This is a genomic window from Streptomyces sp. NPDC107471 (genome assembly GCF_055582845.1).
The window spans coordinates 660,567-681,784 of the sequence record NZ_JBVJPC010000005.1; the positions used below are offsets into that span (position 1 = coordinate 660,567).

The 21,218-nt window shown below is 72.2% G+C and carries 14 protein-coding genes; 13 read left to right on the top strand and 1 reads right to left on the bottom strand.

Translation table 11 applies throughout. From position 1 onward, the window contains the following. The first annotated feature begins 64 nt into the window (after positions 1–64). The 3 genes from ACZ66S_RS20495 to ACZ66S_RS20505 all read left to right on the top strand — a co-directional run bounded on the left by ACZ66S_RS20495 (position 65) and on the right by ACZ66S_RS20505 (position 1,627). Complete coding sequence (locus tag ACZ66S_RS20495) at positions 65–286, top strand: DUF4244 domain-containing protein (RefSeq protein ID WP_037717709.1); 222 nt, start codon at positions 65–67, stop codon at positions 284–286. After that, positions 273–638: a TadE family type IV pilus minor pilin gene (locus ACZ66S_RS20500; protein WP_469902909.1), complete on the top strand. Its 366-nt coding sequence runs from the start codon at positions 273–275 to the stop codon at positions 636–638. Before ACZ66S_RS20495 ends, ACZ66S_RS20500 begins: the two co-directional genes overlap by 14 nt. A 548-nt stretch (positions 639–1,186) precedes the next feature. Continuing rightward, a complete protein-coding gene (locus ACZ66S_RS20505; RefSeq protein ID WP_469903039.1) occupies positions 1,187–1,627 on the top strand; it encodes an Rv3654c family TadE-like protein in 441 nt (146 codons plus the stop codon). On the opposite strand, the gene ACZ66S_RS20510 is transcribed toward ACZ66S_RS20505, so the two are convergent. After that, the gene (locus ACZ66S_RS20510) at positions 1,533–4,046 is read right to left on the bottom strand and encodes a DEAD/DEAH box helicase (RefSeq protein ID WP_469902910.1); all 2,514 of its coding nucleotides are present in this window, start codon (positions 4,044–4,046) and stop codon (positions 1,533–1,535) included. The two genes, ACZ66S_RS20505 and ACZ66S_RS20510, sit on opposite strands and share 95 nt — an antisense overlap. Positions 4,047–4,126: 80 nt before the next feature. Between ACZ66S_RS20510 and bldG the strand changes: the two genes are divergently transcribed. The 10 genes from bldG to ACZ66S_RS20560 all read left to right on the top strand — a co-directional run bounded on the left by bldG (position 4,127) and on the right by ACZ66S_RS20560 (position 21,139). Further along, complete coding sequence (gene bldG / locus ACZ66S_RS20515) at positions 4,127–4,468, top strand: anti-sigma factor antagonist BldG (RefSeq protein ID WP_006132569.1); 342 nt, start codon at positions 4,127–4,129, stop codon at positions 4,466–4,468. A 120-nt stretch (positions 4,469–4,588) separates the two neighbouring features. Next, entirely contained in the window at positions 4,589–5,026 is a 438-nt protein-coding gene (locus ACZ66S_RS20520) for an ATP-binding protein (RefSeq protein WP_469902911.1), read from the top strand. 290 nt (positions 5,027–5,316) lie between these two features. Beyond that, a complete protein-coding gene (locus ACZ66S_RS20525; protein ID WP_469902912.1) occupies positions 5,317–7,722 on the top strand; it encodes a sodium-translocating pyrophosphatase in 2,406 nt (801 codons plus the stop codon). Positions 7,723–7,919: 197 nt separating this feature from the next. Further along, positions 7,920–8,537 (top strand): small secreted protein, encoded by a 618-nt coding sequence (locus ACZ66S_RS20530; protein ID WP_469902913.1) that lies wholly within the window; start codon positions 7,920–7,922, stop codon positions 8,535–8,537. Between the two features lie 204 nt (positions 8,538–8,741). After that, positions 8,742–10,268: a DUF7059 domain-containing protein gene (locus ACZ66S_RS20535; protein ID WP_469902914.1), complete on the top strand. Its 1,527-nt coding sequence runs from the start codon at positions 8,742–8,744 to the stop codon at positions 10,266–10,268. A 197-nt stretch (positions 10,269–10,465) separates the two neighbouring features. After that, positions 10,466–12,766 carry a serine/threonine-protein kinase gene (locus ACZ66S_RS20540; RefSeq protein ID WP_469902915.1) on the top strand — a complete coding sequence of 767 codons (2,301 nt, stop codon included), beginning with the start codon at positions 10,466–10,468 and terminating at the stop codon, positions 12,764–12,766. Positions 12,767–13,042: 276 nt separating this feature from the next. Further along, positions 13,043–13,240 (top strand): hypothetical protein, encoded by a 198-nt coding sequence (locus tag ACZ66S_RS20545; RefSeq protein WP_053853023.1) that lies wholly within the window; start codon positions 13,043–13,045, stop codon positions 13,238–13,240. Positions 13,241–13,499: 259 nt separating this feature from the next. Then, positions 13,500–16,322 carry a type I DNA topoisomerase gene (gene topA / locus ACZ66S_RS20550; RefSeq protein WP_469902916.1) on the top strand — a complete coding sequence of 941 codons (2,823 nt, stop codon included), beginning with the start codon at positions 13,500–13,502 and terminating at the stop codon, positions 16,320–16,322. A 149-nt stretch (positions 16,323–16,471) separates the two neighbouring features. Beyond that, positions 16,472–19,699, top strand: a complete 3,228-nt coding sequence (gene tmk / locus ACZ66S_RS20555; protein WP_469902917.1) for a dTMP kinase — start codon at positions 16,472–16,474, stop codon at positions 19,697–19,699. A gap of 234 nt (positions 19,700–19,933) precedes the next feature. Continuing rightward, entirely contained in the window at positions 19,934–21,139 is a 1,206-nt protein-coding gene (locus ACZ66S_RS20560; protein ID WP_469902918.1) for a DNA polymerase III subunit delta', read from the top strand. Positions 21,140–21,218: the final 79 nt, after the last annotated feature.

Below are 21,218 nucleotides of genomic sequence, written 5' to 3' on the forward strand. Positions count from 1 at the left end.
AGGCGAGCGATCCGGGCGAGCAATCAGACGGCAATCAACAGGACTGGACCTTACGGGGGTTGAGATGTACAAGGCGGTACGGGCGCGGATGCGTGCCCTGGTGTGCAGGACGGTGTGCCGGGTGCGGTCGATGCGCGGGGACGAGGGCATGGTCACCTCCGAGTACGCGATGGGGATCGTGGCGGCGGTGGCCTTCGCGGTGGTGCTCTACAAGGTGGTCACGAGCGGGGCCGTCAGCGCCGAACTCCAGGCCATCGTGAAGCGGGCGCTCGATGCGAAGGCGTGAACGGGCCGGGGACGCGGGGTTCGTGACGGCGGAGTCGGCCATGGTGCTGCCCGTGCTGGTGATGTTCGCGATGGCACTGGTGTGGGGGCTGCTCGTGGTGGCCGCCCAGATCCAGTGCGTGGACGCGGCCAGGACGGGCGCCCGCGCGGCGGCCCGGGAGGACTCCGCCGAGGCGGTTGTCCGGGTGGCCCGCGACACGGCACCGCGCGACGCGGAGGTGACGGTCGCCCGGGAGGGCGACCAGGTCCGCGTCGTGGTCGTGGCGAAGCCACCCGCGCTGCAGGGCCTGCCCTTCGAGGTGCGGGAGGAGGCCGTGGCACTGGTGGAGGCGACGGTGGGGGAAGGGGGATGAACGAGGAGGTTCGTGAGCTCGGGGGTGCCGCCGGGCGGGGCGCGGTTGCTCGGTCCGGGGGTGAGTGGTCCGTCGGCGCGGGGTTGGCGGGGAGGGTTGACTCCCGGTTCGCGGGGGTGGGCGTGGCCGCCGAGCCCAGGGTCATAGGGGCGGGTGAGGCCGAGTCCCGGTGCTCAGGGGCGCCTGGGGCAGGCACCCAGCTCGCGGGGGCGGGCGTGGCCGAGTCCCGGTGCACAGCGGTGGGTCGGGCCGACACTCAGGTCGCAGCGGCAGATTCGGCCGACTCCCGGTTCGCAACAGCGGGGGTGGCCGAGCCCAGGTTCACCGCGGCGGGTCGGGACCAGTCCCAGCTCGCAGCGACAGGTGGGGCCGATCCCCGGTTCGCAGAGGCGGGCGTGGCCGAGCCCCGGCGGACAGCGGCAGGCCTGGCCGACACCCAGCTCACCGCGGCGGGCTGGGTCGGCTCCCCGCCTGCCGAAACCGGGCCAGCCCGCTCGCCGTTCTCCGCCGCACCCCTCGGCAGAGCGCTCGTCGTCAAAGCCCGACGCCTGGGCGGACGTTGGGTTCGTGTCGCCACTGCCCGCCTCGCCGCCGGCCGTTCGGATCGGGGTTCCGCCACCGTGTGGAGTGTGGGTGCCATCGCGGTGCTGTGCGTGGTGTTCGGGGGCGTGCTGGCTCTAGGGCAGGCCGTCGTCGTACGGCACCGGGCGGCCGGTGGGGCGGATCTGGCGGCGCTCGCGGCGGCCGACCACTGGGCCGACGGGCCGGAGACGGCCTGTGCCCGGGCGGAGGACGTGGCGCGGGAGCAGGGGGTGCGGCTCGTGCGGTGCGTGCTGGTCGGCGAGGTCTCCGATGTGACGGCGGCCTCGGGGCGGGGGCCGTTCACGGCGGAGGTCAGGGCGCGGGCGGGCCCTGCGGGGCCGGTGCTGCCGGCTCCCCGGGAAGCGCCTCCTCCGGTGTCTCCGGCGCCCCCCGCAGCAGCACCGTGAGGAGCCGTACCGCTCCCCTTTTGTGCAAGGGGTCGTTGCCGTTGCCGCACTTGGGGGACTGGATGCAGGACGGGCAACCGGCGTCGCACTCGCAGGAGGCGATGGCCTCACGGGTGGCGGTGAGCCAGGCGCGGGCGGTGTGGAAGGCGCGCTCCGCGAAGCCCGCGCCGCCCGGGTGGCCGTCGTAGACGAAGACCGTGGGGAGCAGCGTGTCGGGGTGGAGGGGGATGGAGACCCCGCCGATGTCCCAGCGGTCGCAGGTCGCGAAGAGGGGGAGGAGGCCGATGGAGGCGTGTTCGGCGGCGTGCAGGGCGCCGCCGAGGATCTCCGGGTTGATCCGGGCCTCGTCGAGCTGGTCCTCGGTGACCGTCCACCAGACCGCGCGTGTGCGGAGCGTACGAGGAGGGAGGTCGAGTTTCGTCTCGCCCAGCACTTCACCGGTGATGAGGCGTCTGCGGAGGAAGGAGACGACCTGGTTGGTGACTTCGACGGAGCCGTAGCACAGGCGTCCGTCGCCCCAGGGGATCTCGGTGTCCGTCTCCAGGACGGTGATGGCGGTCGTGTCGCGGGCGACCGTCGAGTAGGGCGGGTTCGCCTCCTGGACCAGGGCGACCGCGTCCTCCAGGTCCAGGGAGCGGACGAGGTAGGTGCGGCCCTGGTGGAGGTGGACCGCGCCCTCGTGGACGGCCGTGTGGGCGGAGCCCGCGTCGACCGTGCCGAGGAGGCGGCCCGTGCCCGACTCGACGATCTGGATGGGCCGGCCGCCCTCCCCGCGGATGTCGGTGAGGTCGGCGGCCCGTTCGCGGCGGGTCCAGTGCCAGGCCTTGGTGCGGCGGCGCAGCAGCTTCGCGGACTCCAACTGACCCAGCAGGCTCTCGGTCTCCGGTCCGAACAACTCCATGTCCTCGTCCGTCAGCGGCAGTTCGGCCGCGGCCGCGCACAGGTGCGGGGCGAGGACGTAGGGGTTGTCGGGGTCGAGGACCGTGGACTCCACGGGCCGGTCGAACAGGGCTTCGGAGTGGTGGACGAGGAAGGTGTCCAGCGGGTCGTCGCGGGCCACGAGGACCGCCAGGGCGCCCTGGCCCGCCCGTCCGGCCCGGCCGGCCTGCTGCCACAGGGACGCGCGTGTGCCGGGGTAGCCGGAGATCAGCACGGCGTCGAGCCCCGAGACGTCGATGCCGAGTTCCAGCGCAGTGGTGGCGGCCAGGCCCAGCAACTCTCCGGAGTGCAGTGCCTGTTCCAGGGCGCGGCGCTCCTCCGGGAGATAGCCGCCGCGGTACGCGGCCACGCGGCGGGCCAGGGTGCGGTCGACCTCGGCCAGCCGCTCCTGGGCGATCACGGAGATCAGCTCGGCGCCGCGCCGGGAGCGGACGAAGGCGACCGAGCGCACCCCCTGCACGGCGAGGTCGGTGAGGAGGTCGGCCGTCTCCGCCGTGGCCGTGCGGCGGACCGGGGCGCCCTTCTCGCCCTGCAGCTCGGTGAGCGGGGGCTCCCAGAGGGCAAACACCAGTTCGCCGCGCGGTGAGGCGTCGTCGGCCACCTCGACCACCGGGAGGCCGGTGAGGCGGCGGGCGGCGACCGACGGCTCGGCGGCGGTCGCGGAGGCCAGCAGGAAGACGGGGGAGGCGCCGTAGCGGGCGCAGAGGCGGCGCAGACGGCGCAGCACCTGGGCGACGTGGGAGCCGAACACGCCCCGGTAGGTGTGGCACTCGTCGATGACGACGTACTTGAGCGCCTTCAGGAAGGAGGACCAGCGGGAGTGGGACGGGAGTATCCCGCGGTGCAGCATGTCCGGGTTGGTCAGCACGTAGTTGGCGTACTGGCGGATCCACTCGCGTTCCTCGAACGGCGTGTCGCCGTCGTAGACCGCGGGGCGCACGGAATTGGCCAGCGGTTGTGAAAGTTCCTTCACCGAGCGGCACTGGTCCGCGGCGAGGGCCTTCGTGGGGGACAGGTAGAGCGTGGTGGCGCCGCGGCCGTTCGGGGCCTCCGAGCCGTCCAGGAGCGTGGAGAGGACCGGTACGAGGTACGCCAGGGACTTGCCGGAAGCGGTGCCGGTGGCGACCACGACCGACTCGCCGTCCAGCGCGTGCTCGGCGGCGCGTGCCTGGTGGGCCCAGGGGTGTTCGATGCCGCACGCCTGGACGGCCGCGATGACCTCCGAGCGGATCCGGTCGGGCCAGACGGCATGGCGACCCGCACGTGGGGGCAAGTGCTCCGTATGAGTGATGCGCGCAGCCCGGCTCGGCCCGGCGGCGAGCCGGTCCAGGACCGTGCTCGGTGTGGGGCGGGGACCGGCGTCCGTCGAGGGTCGATCGGATCGGAGATTCTTGGCCATCGGCACCGAGTGTGTCACTGGCGTGACGGACAATGGGACCAAGGCGTCGTGCACGCCTGCCGGTAAGTGATTGAATGCCATCGCGGCTGGCGAACCGTCCCGGGGGCTCTGCCGAGGTGTCCCGAGGGGCGACCGCTCGATAGCAAGGTGCTGGAGGATCCGTGGACCTGTCCCTGTCGACCGAGACCGTCGGCGATCGCACGATCGTCAGGGTCGGTGGCGAAATCGACGTATATACCGCGCCCAAGCTGCGCGAGCAGTTGGTCGAGCTGGTGAACGACGGCAGTTTCCACCTTGTCGTCGACATGGAGGGCGTGGACTTCCTCGACTCCACCGGACTCGGCGTACTGGTCGGCGGACTGAAGCGGGTGCGTGCCCATGAGGGCTCGCTGCGCCTGGTCTGCAACCAGGAGCGCATTCTCAAGATCTTCCGAATCACCGGCCTCACCAAGGTGTTCCCGATCCACACCTCGGTCGAGGAAGCGGTGGCGGCGACCGACTGATCCGTTCCCGGGCCCGTGTGCCCGGAGCGGCAGGAGGACGTCGACAGAAGCAAAGGAGGGGGGCCGGGCTTTCGGCGGCCCGGTCCCCCGACAGCACGCCCGTAGTTCCGAGGGGGACGCATGGCCACCGTTGAACTCCGTTTCAGCGCGCTGCCCGAGCACGTCAGGACCGCCCGACTGGTGGCGGCAGCGGTGGCGCGCAGGGCCGGAGTGGACGAGGCCGTCCTCGACGAGGTCAGGCTCGCCGTCGGCGAGGCCTGCACCCGTGCCGTCGGACTGCACCAGAGCGGCGGCATCACCGCGCCGGTCAAGGTGCTGCTGATCGAGGAGGAGAAGCAGTTCTCCATCGAGGTCGGCGACGAGGCACCGCGTTCGGCCCCGGGCGACCGGGCACCGGGCGCACCGGGCGAGGAGCCCGACGTGGAGACCGAGGAGGACGAGATGGGCCTCGCGGTCATCAGCGGCCTCGTCGACGACGTCGAGGTCACCGCAGGGGAGCATGGCGGACAGATCCGTATGACCTGGCCGACCACGCCGCCGGCCGCAGTGCTTCCCTGATTTTTCTCCCCGGTTCGTATCAAATTTCTGTTCGACATGCGGAAGGGCCCCACCACTCCGGTGGGGCCCTTCCGCATGTCGGCGTGGGCTTTGTGTGCCTACAGTGGTCTGGTGCGATGCGTTTCGTGAATTGGTTCACGATCAAGATATCGGCCGTGAATGCCTTCGGGGCATTACTGCTTTCAGGTTCTGTAAAGGCCAATTCCGTTTACCGCGCCCTGTTTTGATCAGGGCGGGGTACCTACAATCCGTCCACATCTTGAGCTCAGCCCAAGCGTCAAGGAGGACGAATGGCGGGGCTTTCTACCCCTGATCAGTTGGACCAGCCCACTACCTTCGCGGCCGCGGTGCTCACCGACGACAACCGGGTGCTGATCGCGATCATCGCGGTCGTCGCCCTGGCGGCGCTCGTCGTGGCAGGCGTCCTGGTACGCCAGGTGCTCGCGGCCGACGAGGGCACCGACAGCATGAAAAAGATCGCGGCGGCGGTCCAGGAAGGCGCGAACGCCTATCTGGCCCGCCAACTGCGCACGCTCGGCGTATTCGCCGTCGTCGTGTTCTTCCTGCTCATGCTGCTGCCCGCGGACGACTGGAATCAGCGCGCAGGCCGATCCGTGTTCTTCTTGATCGGCGCGGCGTTCTCGGCAGCCACCGGCTATATCGGCATGTGGCTCGCCGTGCGCAGCAATGTGCGTGTGGCCGCGGCGGCGCGAGAAGCCACTCCGGCGGAAGGCGAGCCGGAAAAGGATCTCACCGCCGTCTCGCACAAAGCCATGAAGATCGCTTTCCGTACGGGCGGCGTCGTCGGCATGTTCACAGTGGGGCTCGGTCTGCTGGGCGCCTCCTGCGTGGTGCTGGTGTACGCGGCCGACGCGCCGAAGGTCCTGGAGGGATTCGGCCTCGGCGCGGCACTCATCGCGATGTTCATGAGGGTCGGCGGCGGCATCTTCACCAAGGCCGCCGACGTCGGCGCCGACCTGGTCGGCAAGGTCGAGCAGGGCATCCCGGAGGACGACCCGCGCAACGCCGCGACCATCGCCGACAACGTGGGCGACAACGTCGGCGACTGCGCGGGCATGGCGGCCGACCTCTTCGAGTCGTACGCCGTGACCCTGGTCGCCGCGCTGATCCTCGGCAAGGCGGCCTTCGGCGACTCCGGACTCGCCTTCCCGCTGCTCGTCCCGGCGATCGGCGTGATCACCGCGATGATCGGCATCTTCGCGGTGGCCCCCCGCCGCTCCGACCGCAGCGGCATGTCCGCGATCAACCGCGGGTTCTTCATCTCCGCGGTGATCTCGCTCGTGCTGGTCGCGGTCGCCGTCTTCGTCTACCTCCCCGGCACGTACGCCGACCTCGACGGGGTCACGGACACCGCGATCAGCGGCAGGGACGGCGACCCGCGGATCCTCGCGCTCGTCGCGGTGGCCATCGGCATCCTGCTCGCCGCCGTCATCCAGCAGCTCACCGGCTACTTCACCGAGACCAACCGCCGGCCGGTCCAGGACATCGGCAAGACCTCGCTCACGGGGCCCGCCACCGTCGTCCTCGCCGGTATCTCCATCGGTCTCGAGTCGGCCGTCTACACCGCGCTGCTGATCGGCCTCGGCGTCTACGGCGCCTTCCTGCTCGGCGGCACGTCGATCATGCTGGCGCTGTTCGCGGTGGCGCTGGCCGGCACCGGCCTGCTCACCACGGTCGGCGTGATCGTCGCCATGGACACCTTCGGGCCGGTCTCCGACAACGCCCAGGGCATCGCCGAGATGTCCGGGGACGTCGAGGGCGCGGGCGCGCAGGTGCTCACCAACCTGGACGCCGTCGGCAACACCACCAAGGCCATCACCAAGGGCATCGCCATCGCCACCGCGGTCCTCGCGGCGTCGGCGCTCTTCGGGTCGTACCGAGACGCGATCACGACCGGCGCGCAGGACGTCGGCGAGAAGCTCAGCGGGGCCGGCGCGCCGATGAGCCTGATGATGGACATCTCGCAGCCCAACAACCTCGTCGGGCTCATCGCCGGCGCGGCGGTCGTCTTCCTCTTCTCGGGGCTGGCGATCAACGCGGTGTCCCGGTCGGCGGGCTCCGTGGTCTACGAGGTGCGGCGGCAGTTCCGCGAGCATCCCGGAATCATGGACTACAGCGAGGAGCCGGAGTACGGCAAGGTCGTCGACATCTGCACCAGGGACGCGCTGCGGGAACTCACCACGCCCGGGCTGCTCGCCGTGATGGCGCCGATCTTCATCGGGTTCACGCTCGGGGTCGGTGCCCTCGGCGCGTTCCTGGCGGGCGCGATCGGCGCGGGCACGCTCATGGCGGTCTTCCTGGCGAACTCCGGCGGTGCCTGGGACAACGCCAAGAAACTCGTCGAGGACGGCCATCACGGGGGCAAGGGCAGCGAGGCCCATGCCGCGACCGTGATCGGCGACACCGTCGGCGACCCGTTCAAGGACACCGCGGGCCCCGCGATCAACCCGCTGCTGAAGGTGATGAACCTGGTGGCGCTGCTGATCGCACCCGCGGTGATCAAGTTCAGTTACGGCGACGACAAGAGCATCGGCGTACGGATCCTCATCGCCGTTCTCGCGTTCCTCGTGATCGCCGGCGCGGTCTTCGTCTCCAAGCGGCGCGGCATCGCCGTGGGTGACGAAGACAACGAGAAGAAGGTGGCCAAGTCGGCGGACCCCGCGGTGGTTTCGTAGGTCCCGGCACGAGGCCCAGCTCAAAGGGCGGGCGTGCGGCGCGCGTTCATGCGCCGCACGCCCGCCCTGTGCGTGTGCGCCACTCGGCCGTGAGGCTTCTCTCGCCTGGTGCAAACAGCCGCAAAAGGTACCTTTACCGGATTTTCGGTGTGGGGGTGCGGTGCGTGCGCTGTGTAAGGTCCGGGGGCTGAGAGGCCATGGAAGGGACCGATCCGGTGAAGAAGAAGCTCGCGGCCGCACTGTCCGGCGGTGCGGTACTGGTACTGGCGCTGACGGGATGCGGTGGCAGCGAGGACAACAAGGAACTCGACGCCTGGGCCAAGAAGGTCTGTGACCTGGTGCCGGCCCAGAACAAGAAGATCACGGCGGCCTACGACGCGATCACCAAGGCCGCCGAGGACACCGAGAGCACCCCGGCGGAGCTCCAGAAGGCCGACTCCCAGGCCTTCCAGGACCTGTCCGACGGCTACAAGGCACGCGCCACGGTCATCAAGAACGCCGGCGCGCCTCCCGGGGCCGAGGACGGTGCGAAGAAGCTCCAGGAGGCCGTCAAGCAGCTCACGGCCCTCTCGGCGTCCTACGCCGACATGAAGACGCAGGTGGACGGGCTCAACACCAAGGACCAGGCGAAGTTCGCGACCGGTCTCAAGGACGTCTCCGCCGAGATGCAGAAGGTGGAGGCGCAGCGCCAGACCGCGCTCTCCGCGCTCAAGGACCTGGAGTCGGGCGACACCAAGCAGGCACTGTCCGAGCAGTCGGGCTGCAAGCAGGCGTCCACGTCCTCCGGGGCGTCCGCCCCGGCGACGGACAGCTAGACGCACCGGGCGACCGACAGCCAGGCACGCAGGGCGGCGGACGGCCGGGCGGGTCCGGTGACGGACGGCGGGGCGCGTACGCGGCGCCCCGCGGCCGAGCCGTGTCGTGAGTCCGCCGCCGGACGTGCCGTGAGCGCGGCCGAGTCGTGCCGTGAGTCGTCCGCCGAGGCGTGTCGCGGGGCGGGCGCGGGCCACAATGGGGGCGTGAGTACCTCCAGTCTGCCCACGCTGCCCACCGCCCCCGCTCCCGGCCTCCCCGATGTCACCGCGCGGCTGCGGGACGCCCTGCTCGGGGCCTCCTTCACCGCCGACGGGCTGCTGGAGCTGCTCGGCGCGCCCGCCTACGCGGCCCTCGCCCGCAGCGAGACCGTGCCCGCGCTCCGGGCCACTCGCGGGGACACCCCGCTGGAGGTGCTCGTACGCCTGTTCCTCCTGCAGCAACCGGTGCTCCACGCGCGCGTGGCGGACGTCCTGCCCGTCGACGCGTGCCTGGAGAGCGGCTGGCTGGTGCGTTCCGGCACGGACCAGGTCACCGCGACGGTGGACGTACGGCCGTACGGCGGGCCCGACGGCGAGGACTGGTTCATCGTGTCGGACCTGGGCTGTGCCGTCGGCGGCGCCGGTGGCATCGGCAGCCGTGACGAAGGGGTCGTCCTCGGCGTCGGCGGCGCCTCCACGACCCTCGCCGGCATCACCGTCCGTACGCCCGTCGGCGCCGCCCTCGACCTCGGCACCGGCTCCGGGATCCAGGCCCTGCACGCCGCGCAGCACGCCACGCGCGTGACGGCGACCGACCTCAACCCGCGCGCGCTGCACATCACCGCGCTCACGCTGGCCCTGTCCGGCGCCCCGGCGGCCGATCTGCGGGAGGGCTCGCTGTTCGAGCCGCTCAAGCAGGGGGAGACGTACGACCTCGTCGTGTCGAACCCGCCCTTCGTGATCTCGCCCGGTGCGCGGCTGACGTACCGGGACGGCGGGATGGGCGGGGACGATCTGTGCCGCTCGGTCGTTCAGGGGGCGGGGGAGCTGCTGAACGAGGGCGGGTTCGCACAGTTCCTCGCCAACTGGCAGCACGTCTCGGGGGAGGACTGGCAGGACAGGCTCAGGTCGTGGGTGCCGCGCGGCTGCGACGCGTGGATCGTGCAGCGCGAGGTCCAGGACGTCACGCAGTACGCCGAGCTGTGGCTCAGGGACGCCGGTGACCACCGCGGCGACCCTGCCGAGTACCAGGCGCTGTACGACGCGTGGCTGGACGAGTTCGAGGCGCGCAAGGTGAAGGCCGTGGGCTTCGGCTGGATCACCCTGCGCAGGACCGGCTCGGCCGAGCCCTCGATCACCGTGGAGGAGTGGCCGCACCCGGTCGAGCAGCCGCTCGGGGACACCGTCCGCGCGCACTTCGAGCGCCTCGACTACCTGCGCGCCCACGACGACGCGGCCCTGCTGGAGGCGCACTTCAAGCTCGTGCCCGAGATCGTCCAGGAGCAGGTCGGGCTGCCCGGCGCGGAGGACCCCGAGCACGTGGTGCTGCGCCAGCACCGGGGGATGCGCCGGGCCACCAAGGTGGACACCGTCGGCGCGGGCTTCGCCGGCGTGTGCGACGGCTCGCTGAGCGCGGGCCGCATCCTCGACGCGATCGCCCAGCTCATGGACGAGGACCCGGTCCTGCTGCGCGACCGTACGCCCGCGCAGATCCGGCTGCTGGTGGAGCAGGGGTTCATCGAACCGGCGTGACCGCGGGCGTTCCCCCGCGCTGCTGCTGAGGCGCCCTCGCGCTCCTGAGGCCCCTGTGCCCGCTCTGGCGGGATTGCTCCGGAAAAGGGCTGCTGTCAGTGGCAGGTGCGAAGCTACCTTCGAGAGACAGAGCTGACGCGTTCTCGGGGGAGGCGCGCTGTCTCTGACCCGGTGCTCGGGTCTCGGGGGGAGGCGTGATGGCGGGGGAAACGCCGGATCGGGGCGAAGGCAGGACGATCAACGGCCGCTACCGGCTGCTGCGCACACTCGGCGCGGGCGGCATGGGCCGCGTCTGGCTGGCGTACGACGAGGAGCTGGCCTGCGAGGTCGCGATGAAGGAGATCGCGCTTGCGGACACGGCCGTGGACCCGCCCGCGGACGCGCGCGAGCCGGCCGTCGAGGGCCTCCCGCCCGAGCGGAGCCGGGAGTGGGAGAGCATCGCCCGGGCCCGCAGCGAGGCCCGGCACGCGGCCCGGCTGCGCGGCCATCCGCATGTGGCGACGGTGCACGACGTGGTGGTCCACGAGGGACTGCCGTGGATCGTCATGGAGTACGTGCCGGACGCGACCGACCTCCAGGCCCTCGTACGACGCTCCGGGCCGCTGTCGCCCGGTCAGGCGGCCCGTGTCGGTCTCGCCGTCCTCGACGCCCTCACCGCGGGACACCGCGTCGGCATCCTCCACAGGGATGTGAAACCGGCCAACATCCTTCTGGCGCCGGACGCTTCGGGCGACCCCTACGCGCGCGTACTGCTCACCGACTACGGCATCGCCCTGCGGCCCGGGTCCCGCGAACCCCGGCTCACCGCCACGGCCGGCATCCTCGGCACCCCGGGCTACCTCGCGCCGGAGCGCGTCCGGGGCGAACCGCCGACCCCGGCCGCCGACCTGTTCTCCCTGGGCGCCACGCTGTACGCCACCGTCGAGGGGCGCGGCCCCTTCGACCGTCACGGTGAGTACGCCACGCTGACGGCCCTGCTGGGCGAGGATCCCACCCCACCTGTCCGGGCCGGCGAACTGACGCCGGTGCTGCAGGGGTTGCTGGTCAAGGACCCTGTGCGCAGGTTCTCCCCGGAGGCGGCGAAGCGGGGCCTGGAGCGGGTCGTGCAGGGGGTGTCCGGGGCGGGTGCGGTCGCGTCGGGGCCGGAGTACGGGGCCGCCGGGGAAGGGTTCGGGCCGCCCGCCGACAGGGCGGCCGCTGACAGGGCGGCCGCCGGGAACTGGGGTCCGGTCGCAGGCGCGCCGCCGACGCCGCGCACGCCAGGGACACCGGCAGGTACCCCGGGGGACGCGGCCGACGGCGGCCATGGACCAGGGGGAGCGTTCACACCGGGCGGGACACCGGGCTCCGCACCGCCGTACAGCGCGTGGCCGCCACCCGCCGGGCAGGGACCGGAACCGAACAATCCGTACGCCCAGGGAGCGAGTTCGCCTTCGCAGTCGCCGCCCTATGCCGGCGGGGGCTCAGCGTCCGCGTACGCCGGGGCCCGGCCCTACGGCGGGGGCGTTCCGGCCCCGTACTCGCAGCCGTACGGGGGCGGATCGCCGTTCACCCCGCCCCGGTCCTTGTCTCCGCCTCCGTCCCCGCCGTCACCCCCCGCCTCCCGAGAGCGGCTCGCCGTTGTCGCTCTCGTCGTCGGCGTGCTGCTCGTGGTCGCGGGCGGTGTGTGGGGCGTCATGTCGGTGACCGGGGACGACGGCACGAAGGACACCGCGACCAAGTCGTCGCCGAGCGCGGGCGCGAGCCGGTCGCAGGGGGCGTCCCCGACCGGGTCCGCGCTGCCGTACGGCGAGGTGGTCGGGCTCGACGAGCCCCTGGAGGCCGGTGACTGCGTGCATGCGGTGTGGTCGGGGACGCCCTTCGCGTCGGCGCCCAACCTCGGGGTCGTGGACTGCGCGGACGACTGGCCCGACGGCCAGGTCGTGGCGGTCGACACGGCGGCCGACTTCGCCGACGCCCGGACCCGGGGCGCGCGGCGCTGCGCGAACCTGAGCCGGCCCGTCGTGGACGCGTTGCCGGACGCGGCCGGGTACGCCGTCGTGCCGACCGAGGCGGGCTTCCGCGCGGCCGGCCGCGGTACGGCGTGTCTCGTGCTCGGCCGCCATGCCGCGATAGGCGGTGAGGTGGGCCGCTTCCGGGACCTGGGCACGGACCTGTGGGTCGGTCAGATGAGCGTCGGCGACTGCTGGGTCTACCAACAGCTCGACGACGGCTACCGGGCTCCGCTGACCGACTGTTCGAAACCGCACACCGACCAGGTGATCGGCACGGTCCGGGCCCCCGCCGGAATGAGCCAGAAGAAGGGCAGCGACAACGCGACGAAGTTGTGCGGCAACAAATTCGAGTCCGCCTGGGCGCCCGACCGGGAGCGCCTTGTGTACGGCTGGGTGGCGGACGAGGACGACTGGAAGAAGGGATTCGACAAGATCGTGTGCACGGTCAGCCTGACCGACAACAAGAAGTCGAGCGGGAAGATACCCCCGCCCGGCGCGGTCTGAATCCGGTCGGTTTCCGTACCGAATCCGATGCCCGCCCGGTCGCGGAAGTGCGGGAACCCGGTGAGAAGCGGGCGAGAACCGGACGGGTCCCGTGGGCGTCCGGGACAGCCGCGGTGACCCTCGGGCGAGCGGGCGGGGACGGGACCGGGGCCGGACAGGCGGACCTCGCGGGCGGGTGGGCGCGGCGTTCACCCGGGGTTCGTCTGTGCGCCGCCCGGGCGTGCCAGTCTCCATCGAAGGTGCACGCGCGGACGGAGAAAAGGGGCACGGGGAGCCATGGAGAGCGGACCGGCGATCTTCGCGGGAACGGTGTTCGCCCTGTTCGGTGGCGGGCTGCTGGTGTGGACCGCGGCCCGGGTACGGCATCGCGAGCCCGTGGCGCACGGTGTGAGTCCCGTCGCATCCGCGACCCTCGCGACCGTCGCCGCGCTCCTCACGCTGGCCCTCGGCGCATGGTGCTTCACCGGCCTCTAGGACGGCTCCTGGGAGGTCGACGCGAACGGGCCGACCGGTAATGGGGAGATCGCCCTCCGGATGAGTGCGAAAAGGCCGGTGGGTACTCCGGGCGGCAGAAATGGCGGTAGTCGGGTTACCGTTCGAGTGGCCGTTGCGGGCTTTTCCCGTTTGACACGGGGGCGGGATGTACCGTCACACTCCGCAAGCGTCCATATGACCCGACCCCGGGAACCAAGGCCTGGGGAGACCCCAGCGTCGACCGGAGAGAAGAGCGAAGTTGTCCCCGACCAGCGAGACCGCACAGGGCGGCCGCCGACTCGTCATCGTCGAGTCGCCTGCCAAGGCGAAGACGATCAAGGGCTATCTCGGCCCCGGATACGTCGTCGAGGCGAGCGTCGGGCACATCCGCGACCTCCCCAACGGCGCCGCCGAGGTGCCCGAGAAGTACACCGGCGAGGTCCGCCGCCTCGGTGTGGACGTCGAGCACGACTTCGAGCCGATCTATGTCGTCAACGCCGACAAGCGGGCCCAGGTCAAGAAGCTCAAGGACCTGCTGAAGGACTCCGACGAGCTCTTCCTCGCCACCGATGAGGACCGCGAGGGCGAGGCCATCGCGTGGCACCTCCAGGAAGTGCTCAAGCCCAAGGTCCCGGTCAAGCGGATGGTCTTCCACGAGATCACCAAGGCCGCGATCCAGGCCGCCGTCGCCAACCCGCGCGAGCTGAACCAGAAGCTGGTCGACGCCCAGGAGACCCGCCGCATCCTCGACCGCCTCTACGGCTACGAGGTCTCGCCGGTCCTGTGGAAGAAGGTCATGCCGCGCCTGTCGGCCGGCCGTGTCCAGTCCGTCGCCACCCGGCTCGTCGTGGAGCGGGAGCGCGAGCGCATCGCGTTCCGTTCCGCCGAGTACTGGGACCTGACGGGCACCTTCGCGACCGGCCGCGCGGGAGACTCGTCGGACCCGTCGTCGCTGGTCGCGCGCCTGCAGACCGTCGAGGGCAGGCGGGTCGCGCAGGGCCGTGACTTCGACTCCGTGGGACAGCTCAAGAGCGCGAACACCCTGCACCTCGACGAGGCCGACGCCCGTGCCCTGGCCGCGGCCCTGGAGCAGACGCGGTTCGCGGTCCGCTCGGTCGAGTCCAAGCCGTACCGCCGCTCGCCCTACGCCCCGTTCCGTACGACGACCCTCCAGCAGGAGGCCTCGCGCAAGCTCGGATTCGGCGCGAAGGCAACCATGCAGGTGGCCCAGAAGCTGTACGAGAACGGCTTCATCACCTACATGCGTACCGACTCCACGACCCTGTCGGACACGGCGATCACCGCCGCCCGCGCCCAGGTCACCCAGCTCTACGGCGCCGACTACCTGCCGTCGAGCCCGCGGACGTACGCCGGGAAGGTCAAGAACGCCCAGGAGGCGCACGAGGCGATCCGCCCCTCGGGTGATCGTTTCCGCACGCCCGCCGAGACCGGTCTGACCGGCGACCAGTTCAAGCTGTACGAGCTGATCTGGAAGCGGACCGTCGCCTCGCAGATGAAGGACGCGACCGGGAACTCCGTCACGGTGAAGATCGGTGGCGCCGCCGCCGACGGCCGGGACGTCGAGTTCAGCGCCTCCGGCAAGACGATCACCTTCCACGGCTTCCTCAAGGCCTACGTCGAGGGCGCCGACGACCCGAACGCCGAGCTGGACGACCGCGAGCGCCGGCTCCCCCAGGTCAGCGAGGGCGACCCGCTGACCGCCGAGGAGATCACGGTCGACGGGCACGCCACCAAGCCCCCGGCCCGCTACACCGAGGCCAGCCTGGTCAAGGAGCTCGAGGAGCGCGAGATCGGCCGCCCGTCGACGTACGCGTCGATCATCGGCACGATCCTCGACCGCGGCTACGTCTTCAAGAAGGGCACGGCCCTCGTGCCGTCCTTCCTGTCCTTCGCCGTGGTCAACCTCCTGGAGAAGCACTTCGGGCGGCTCGTCGACTACGACTTCACCGCCAGGATGGAGGACGACCTCGACCGCATCGCCCGCGGTGAGGCCCAGTCCGTGCCGTGGCTGAAGCGGTTCTACTTCGGCGAGGGCAACGGCATCGGCGGCGCGGCCGAGGCCGGCAACGGCGACGGGGACCACCTCGGCGGCCTCAAGGAGCTGGTGACCGACCTGGGCGCGATCGACGCGCGCGAGGTCTCCTCGTTCCCGGTGGGCAACGACATCGTGCTCCGGGTCGGCCGCTACGGCCCGTACATCGAGCGCGGCGAGAAGGACTCCGAGAACCACCAGCGCGCCGACGTGCCCGAGGACCTGGCACCCGACGAACTGTCCGTCGAGCTCGCGGAGGAGCTGCTGGCCAAGCCCAGCGGCGACTTCGAGCTGGGCGCCGACCCGGTGACGGGCCACCAGATCATCGCCCGCGACGGCCGCTACGGCCCGTACGTCACCGAGGTGCTCCCCGAGGGCACCCCGAAGACCGGCAAGAACGCCGTGAAGCCGCGTACGGCCTCGCTGTTCAAGTCGATGTCGCTGGACACGGTGACCCTGGAGGACGCCCTCAAGCTGATGTCGCTGCCGCGTGTCGTCGGCGCCGACGCCGAGGGCCAGGAGATCACCGCGCAGAACGGCCGCTACGGCCCGTACCTGAAGAAGGGCACGGACTCGCGCTCGCTGCAGACCGAGGAGCAGCTCTTCACGATCACCCTCGAAGAGGCGCTGCAGATCTACTCCCAGCCCAAGCAGCGCGGCCGCGCGGCCGCCAAGCCGCCGCTGAAGGAGCTCGGCACCGACCCGGTCAGCGAGAAGCCGGTCGTGGTCAAGGACGGCCGCTTCGGGCCGTACGTGACCGACGGGGAGACCAACGCGACCCTGCGCTCCGGCGACAGCGTCGAGGAGATCACCCCCGAGCGCGGCTTCGAACTGCTCGCCGAGAAGCGGGCCAAGGGGCCCGCCAAGAAGACGGCGAAGAAGGCGCCCGCCAAGAAGGCCCCGGCCAAGAAGGCGACGGCCGCCAAGAAGACCGCGGCGAAGAAGACCACGACGGCCGCGAAGAAGACGACGGCGAAGAAGACCACCGCGAAGAAGGCGACGGCTTCCAAGACGGCGTCCGAGGACTGAGCCGGCCCTCCTCGGGAGCCGGGTCCTCCGGTCCGGTTCCTCCACCGAGGCTTCGCGAAACGAACGCCCCGGCATCACTTTGGTGTCGGGGTGTGCGCACCCGCGGACGCACTCCCCTGGCTGTCGGTGCCTCCCGATAGGCTGAATGCATGACCCGTGCCGAGCAGCCAACGGCCCTTCAGCCGGCCCCCGACGATGCCCTGGTCGCGGACTCCCGCGAGCGCGCCGTCCGCGCCCTGCTGCGCAGGCCCCAGCTCAAACGCCTGTGGAGCGCCCAGCTCGTGGGCGGGATCGGCGACACCCTCGCCCTCCTGGTGCTGGTCCTGCTGGCCCTTCAGGCGGCGATCGCCGAGGGTTCGTTCAGCGGCGGCTACCGCGGCGCGGCGTTCGCAGTGGCGACCGTCTTCGGTGCGCGCATCCTGGCGACGCTGCTCTTCGGCGCCGTCCTGCTCGGCCCGCTGACCTCGCTCACCGCGCAGGAAGGGCCGCTGGACCGCCGTTGGACCATGGTCGGCGCGGACGGAGTCAGGCTCGCCCTGCTCATCGTCGCGCCGCTGTGGATCGACTGGATGCCGGACGACGCCCTCACGATGATCCTGGTCACCGTCTTCGTGACCGGTGTCGCCGAGCGCTTCTGGACGGTGTGCCGCGAGAGCGCGGCGCCCGCCCTGCTGCCGGCCCCGCCTCCGGAGGGGGCGACGGTACGACCGCTGCCGGACCACCTGGACGCGCTGCGCCGCCTGTCGCTGCGGACGACCTTCGTGGCGATCCCGCTCGCCGGTGCCGCCCTCGTCGTGGCGGCCCTGCTCAACAACCTGCTGGGTTCCGGCATCGACTGGTTCGGCCAGCACCAGGCGGCCCTCGCCTCGTACGTCGCGGCTGGACTGTTCGCCGCGAACGTGTCCCTGCTGACCTTCCTGGAGCTGCCCGACACCCGCACCCCGCGCGCGCGTTCGCCGCTGGAGGGGCTGCGCCGGCCCAAGACGGGCACCGGCGTCGACAAGGGCCGCACCGGCGCGATCCCGCTGCTGGTGCCGGCCTGTGCCGCCGTCGCCGGGGCGATCGCGGCGGCCGTGGCCGTCTCCGTGCTGCACGCCCGGGACCTCGGCGGCGGCCCGGTGATGTACGGCCTGATGGTGGCCGCGTTGACCGGCGGTGTCGTCGTCGGCGTCCGTACGGCGCCCAGGGTGCTGGTCTCGCTGTCGCGGCGCCGGCTGCTCGCGCTGGCGATCGCCTTCACCGGTGTCGCCCTGCTGGCCGCCGGGCTCGTCCCGGACGTCACCACCGTGCTGCTGATCGACGCGCTGGCCGGTGTCGGCGCGGGCGTCGCCGCCAACACCGGGCACACCCTGCTCGACCAGGAGACCGAGGAATACCGCCGGACGCGGACCACCGAGCACCTGCACGCGGTCGTGCGGGTCGGTGTGGCGGTCGGCGCGCTGGTCGCCCCCCTGGTCGCCGCGGCGATCGGACCGCACCGGCTGGAGAACGGCAAGTTCGTGTTCGCGCACGGCGGCGCCGCGTTCACCCTGATGCTGGTCGGCGCCCTGCTGCTGCCGGTGGCCGCGCTGGTGCTCGCCAAGGTCGACGACCGGTCCGGCGTCCCCCTCCGGCACGACCTGCGGGACGCGCTGCTCGGCGGCGACGACCCGGAGACGGTGCCCGCCGGCACGGGGTTCTTCATCGCCCTCGAAGGCGGCGACGGGGCCGGCAAGTCCACCCAGGCCGAGGCGCTCGCCGAGTGGATACGCGCCAAGGGCCACGAGGTCGTCGTGACGCGCGAGCCGGGCGCGACCCCGGTGGGCAAGCGACTGCGGTCGATCCTGCTGGACGTGTCGAGCGCCGGACTCTCGCACCGCGCCGAGGCGCTGCTGTACGCGGCGGACCGCGTGGAGCACGTGGACACCGTGGTCCGGCCCGCCCTGGAGCGGGGCGCGGTCGTGATCTCGGACCGGTACATCGACTCCTCGGTGGCCTACCAGGGTGCCGGACGCGACCTGTCGCCGACGGAGATCGCCCGCATCAACCGCTGGGCGACCAACGGACTGGTGCCGCATCTGACCGTCCTGCTGGACGTGTCCCCGGAGATCGCCCGCGAGCGGTTCACCGAGGCGCCGGACCGGCTGGAGTCGGAGCCCGCGGAGTTCCACGCGCGCGTGCGGTCCGGGTTCCTCACGCTGGCCGCCGCCGACCCCGGCCGCTACCTGGTCGTGGACGCCGGGCAGGAGCCCGAGGCCGTCACGACCGTCGTGCGGCACCGCCTCGACCAGATGCTGCCGCTGTCCGAGCAGGAGATCCGGGAGCAGGAGGAGGCGCGCCGCAAGGCCGAGGAGGAGGCGCGGCGCAAGGCCGAGGAAGAGGCCGCGCGCAAGGCCGAGGAGGAGCGCCTGGAGCGGGAGCGCCAGGAGCAGCTCGCCCGGCTGAAGGCCGAGGAGGAGGAGCGCAAGCGGCGCGAGCTGGAGGAGGCACAGCGCCGCGAGGCCGAACGCCAGGCGGAGGAGGCCCGGCTGCGGGCCGAGGAAGCGCGCAGGCGGGCCGAGGAGGAGCGGGCACGGCTGCTCGCCGAGGAGAAGGCCCGCGCGGAGGAGGAGGCGCGGCGCAAGGCCGAGCAGGAAGCCGCCCGCAAGCGTGCCGAGGAGGAGGCGCGGCTGCGGGCCGAGGCCGAGGAGCGGCGGCTGGAGAAGCAGCGCAAGGCCGAGGAGGCCCTGCTGCGCGCGGAGGAGGCCCGACGGCTCGCCGAGGCCGCGGCCGCCGCGGCCGAGGAGGGGCCCAGGCAGGCCGCCACTCCCGCTGCGGGGCTGGACGCGGCGACCGTGCCCACCCCGGTGGTGGCACCGACGAACGCGTCGGGCGGACCGGTCGACGAGACGGCCGTGCTGCCCCGCGTGTCCATGGAGAAGGACGACGAGGATTCCTCCACGGACGGGGACGGCGACGGGCACGGTGCCGGGGCGTCCGGTGCGGCCGTGTCCGACGCGGAGGTGACGGCCGAGCTGCCGCAGCCGCCGGTTCCGCCGGGGGCTGCGGACGAGACGGCGGTGCTGCCTCCCGTTCCGCCGGGTGCCGCCGACGAGACGGCGGTGCTTCCGCCGGTCGTGCCGCCGGGTGCCGCCGATGAGACGGCCGTACTGCCGCCCGTGCCTCCGGCGCCGGGGGAGGGGACCTCGGACCGGGTGCCGCCGGGATACTTCCGGGACGAGGAGCGGACGCGGGAGCTGCCGCAGGTCGACGCGGAGGGCGCGCCGCGGCGCAGGACCCGGTCGGACTGGGCCGAGGAGACACCGCTGGACGACCTGCCCACGCTGGCCGACGAACTGCTCGGACCGCACGACGAGGGGTACGGCGAGGACCGGGGACGGCGGGGCCGGGGGCGGTAGCGGTCGTTCTGCGGGTGCGGGTGCGGGTGCGTTGTGGCTGGTCGCGCAGTGCCCGCGCCCCTCACTGGTCGGTGCAGTGCACGTCGGCCCGACCGCACCCGCCCAGGGGCGCGCGGAACTGCGCGACCCGCCCCCACCGGCCCGTGGTCGACACGCAGCCGTCGGACCGTTGTCAGTGCCGGCCCGCACAATGGACCCCACAGCACCGGTAGCAACGAAAGGGCGGCGTGACCCATGACCGTATGGGACGACCTGGTCGGCCAGGAGAGGGTGAGCGAGCAGCTCGCCGCCGCCGCCCGGGACGCGGACGCCCTGGTCACCGCCGTCGCCACCGACGCTCCGCCGCCCGAGGCGTCGAAGATGACGCACGCCTGGCTGTTCACGGGCCCCCCGGGAGCGGGCCGCAACCAGACGGCGCGGGCCTTCGCCGCCGCCCTGCAGTGCGTCAGTCCCGACCGGGCCCTCGGCGGAGCGCCCGGCTGCGGCTTCTGCGACGGCTGTCATACGGCACTCATCGGCACCCACGCCGACGTCACCTCCGTGGCCGCCGTCGGCACCCAGATCCTCGCCGACGACATGCGGGACACCGTCCGGAAGTCCTTCACCTCGCCGGCGACCGGCCGTTGGCAGATCATCCTCGTCGAGGACGCCGAGCGGCTGAACGAGAAGTCGGCCAACGCCGTCCTCAAGGCCGTGGAGGAGCCCGCACCCCGCACCGTCTGGCTGCTGTGCGCGCCGTCCATCGAGGACGTCCTGCCGACGATCCGCTCCCGCTGCCGCCACCTGAACCTGAGCACCCCCTCCGTGGAGGCCGTCGCCGACATGCTCGTGCGCCGGGAGGGCGTCGAGCCGGCCGCCGCGATGGCCGCCGCCCGGGCCACCCAGGGCCATGTCGACCGGGCCCGCCGTCTCGCCACCGACCCGGCCGCCCGCGCGCGCCGGGCCGCCGTGCTGAAGCTGCCCCTGCGGATCGACGACGTCGGCGGCTGCCTCAAGGCGGCCCAGGAGCTCGTCGACGCGGCGGCCGACGACGCCAAGCAGCTCGCCGAGGAGATGGACGGCAAGGAGACCGAGGAGCTGAAGGCGGCCATGGGCGCCTCCCAGGGCGGCCGCATGCCCCGCGGCACGGCGGGCGTGATGAAGGACCTGGAGGACCGGCAGAAGCGCCGCCGCACCCGGACCCAGCGCGACAGCCTCGACCTGGCCCTGACCGACCTCACCGCGTTCTACCGGGACGTCCTCGCCCTCCAGCTCGGCTCCCGGGTGGCGATCGCCAACGCGGACGCCGAGGACGCCCTGGAGCGGCTCGCCCGCGGCAGTTCCCCGGAGGCCACGCTCCGCCGTATCGAGGCGATCGGCGCCTGCCGCGATGCCCTCGACCGCAATGTGGCCCCGCTGCTCGCGGTGGAGGCCATGACGATGGCGCTCCGAGCGGGCTGAGCACCGGGGCCGGTGGGTGATCATGCGTTTGACCGGGTCACTCGTACGGGCCGCTTTGTTCACGCAGGGCACGCGTGTC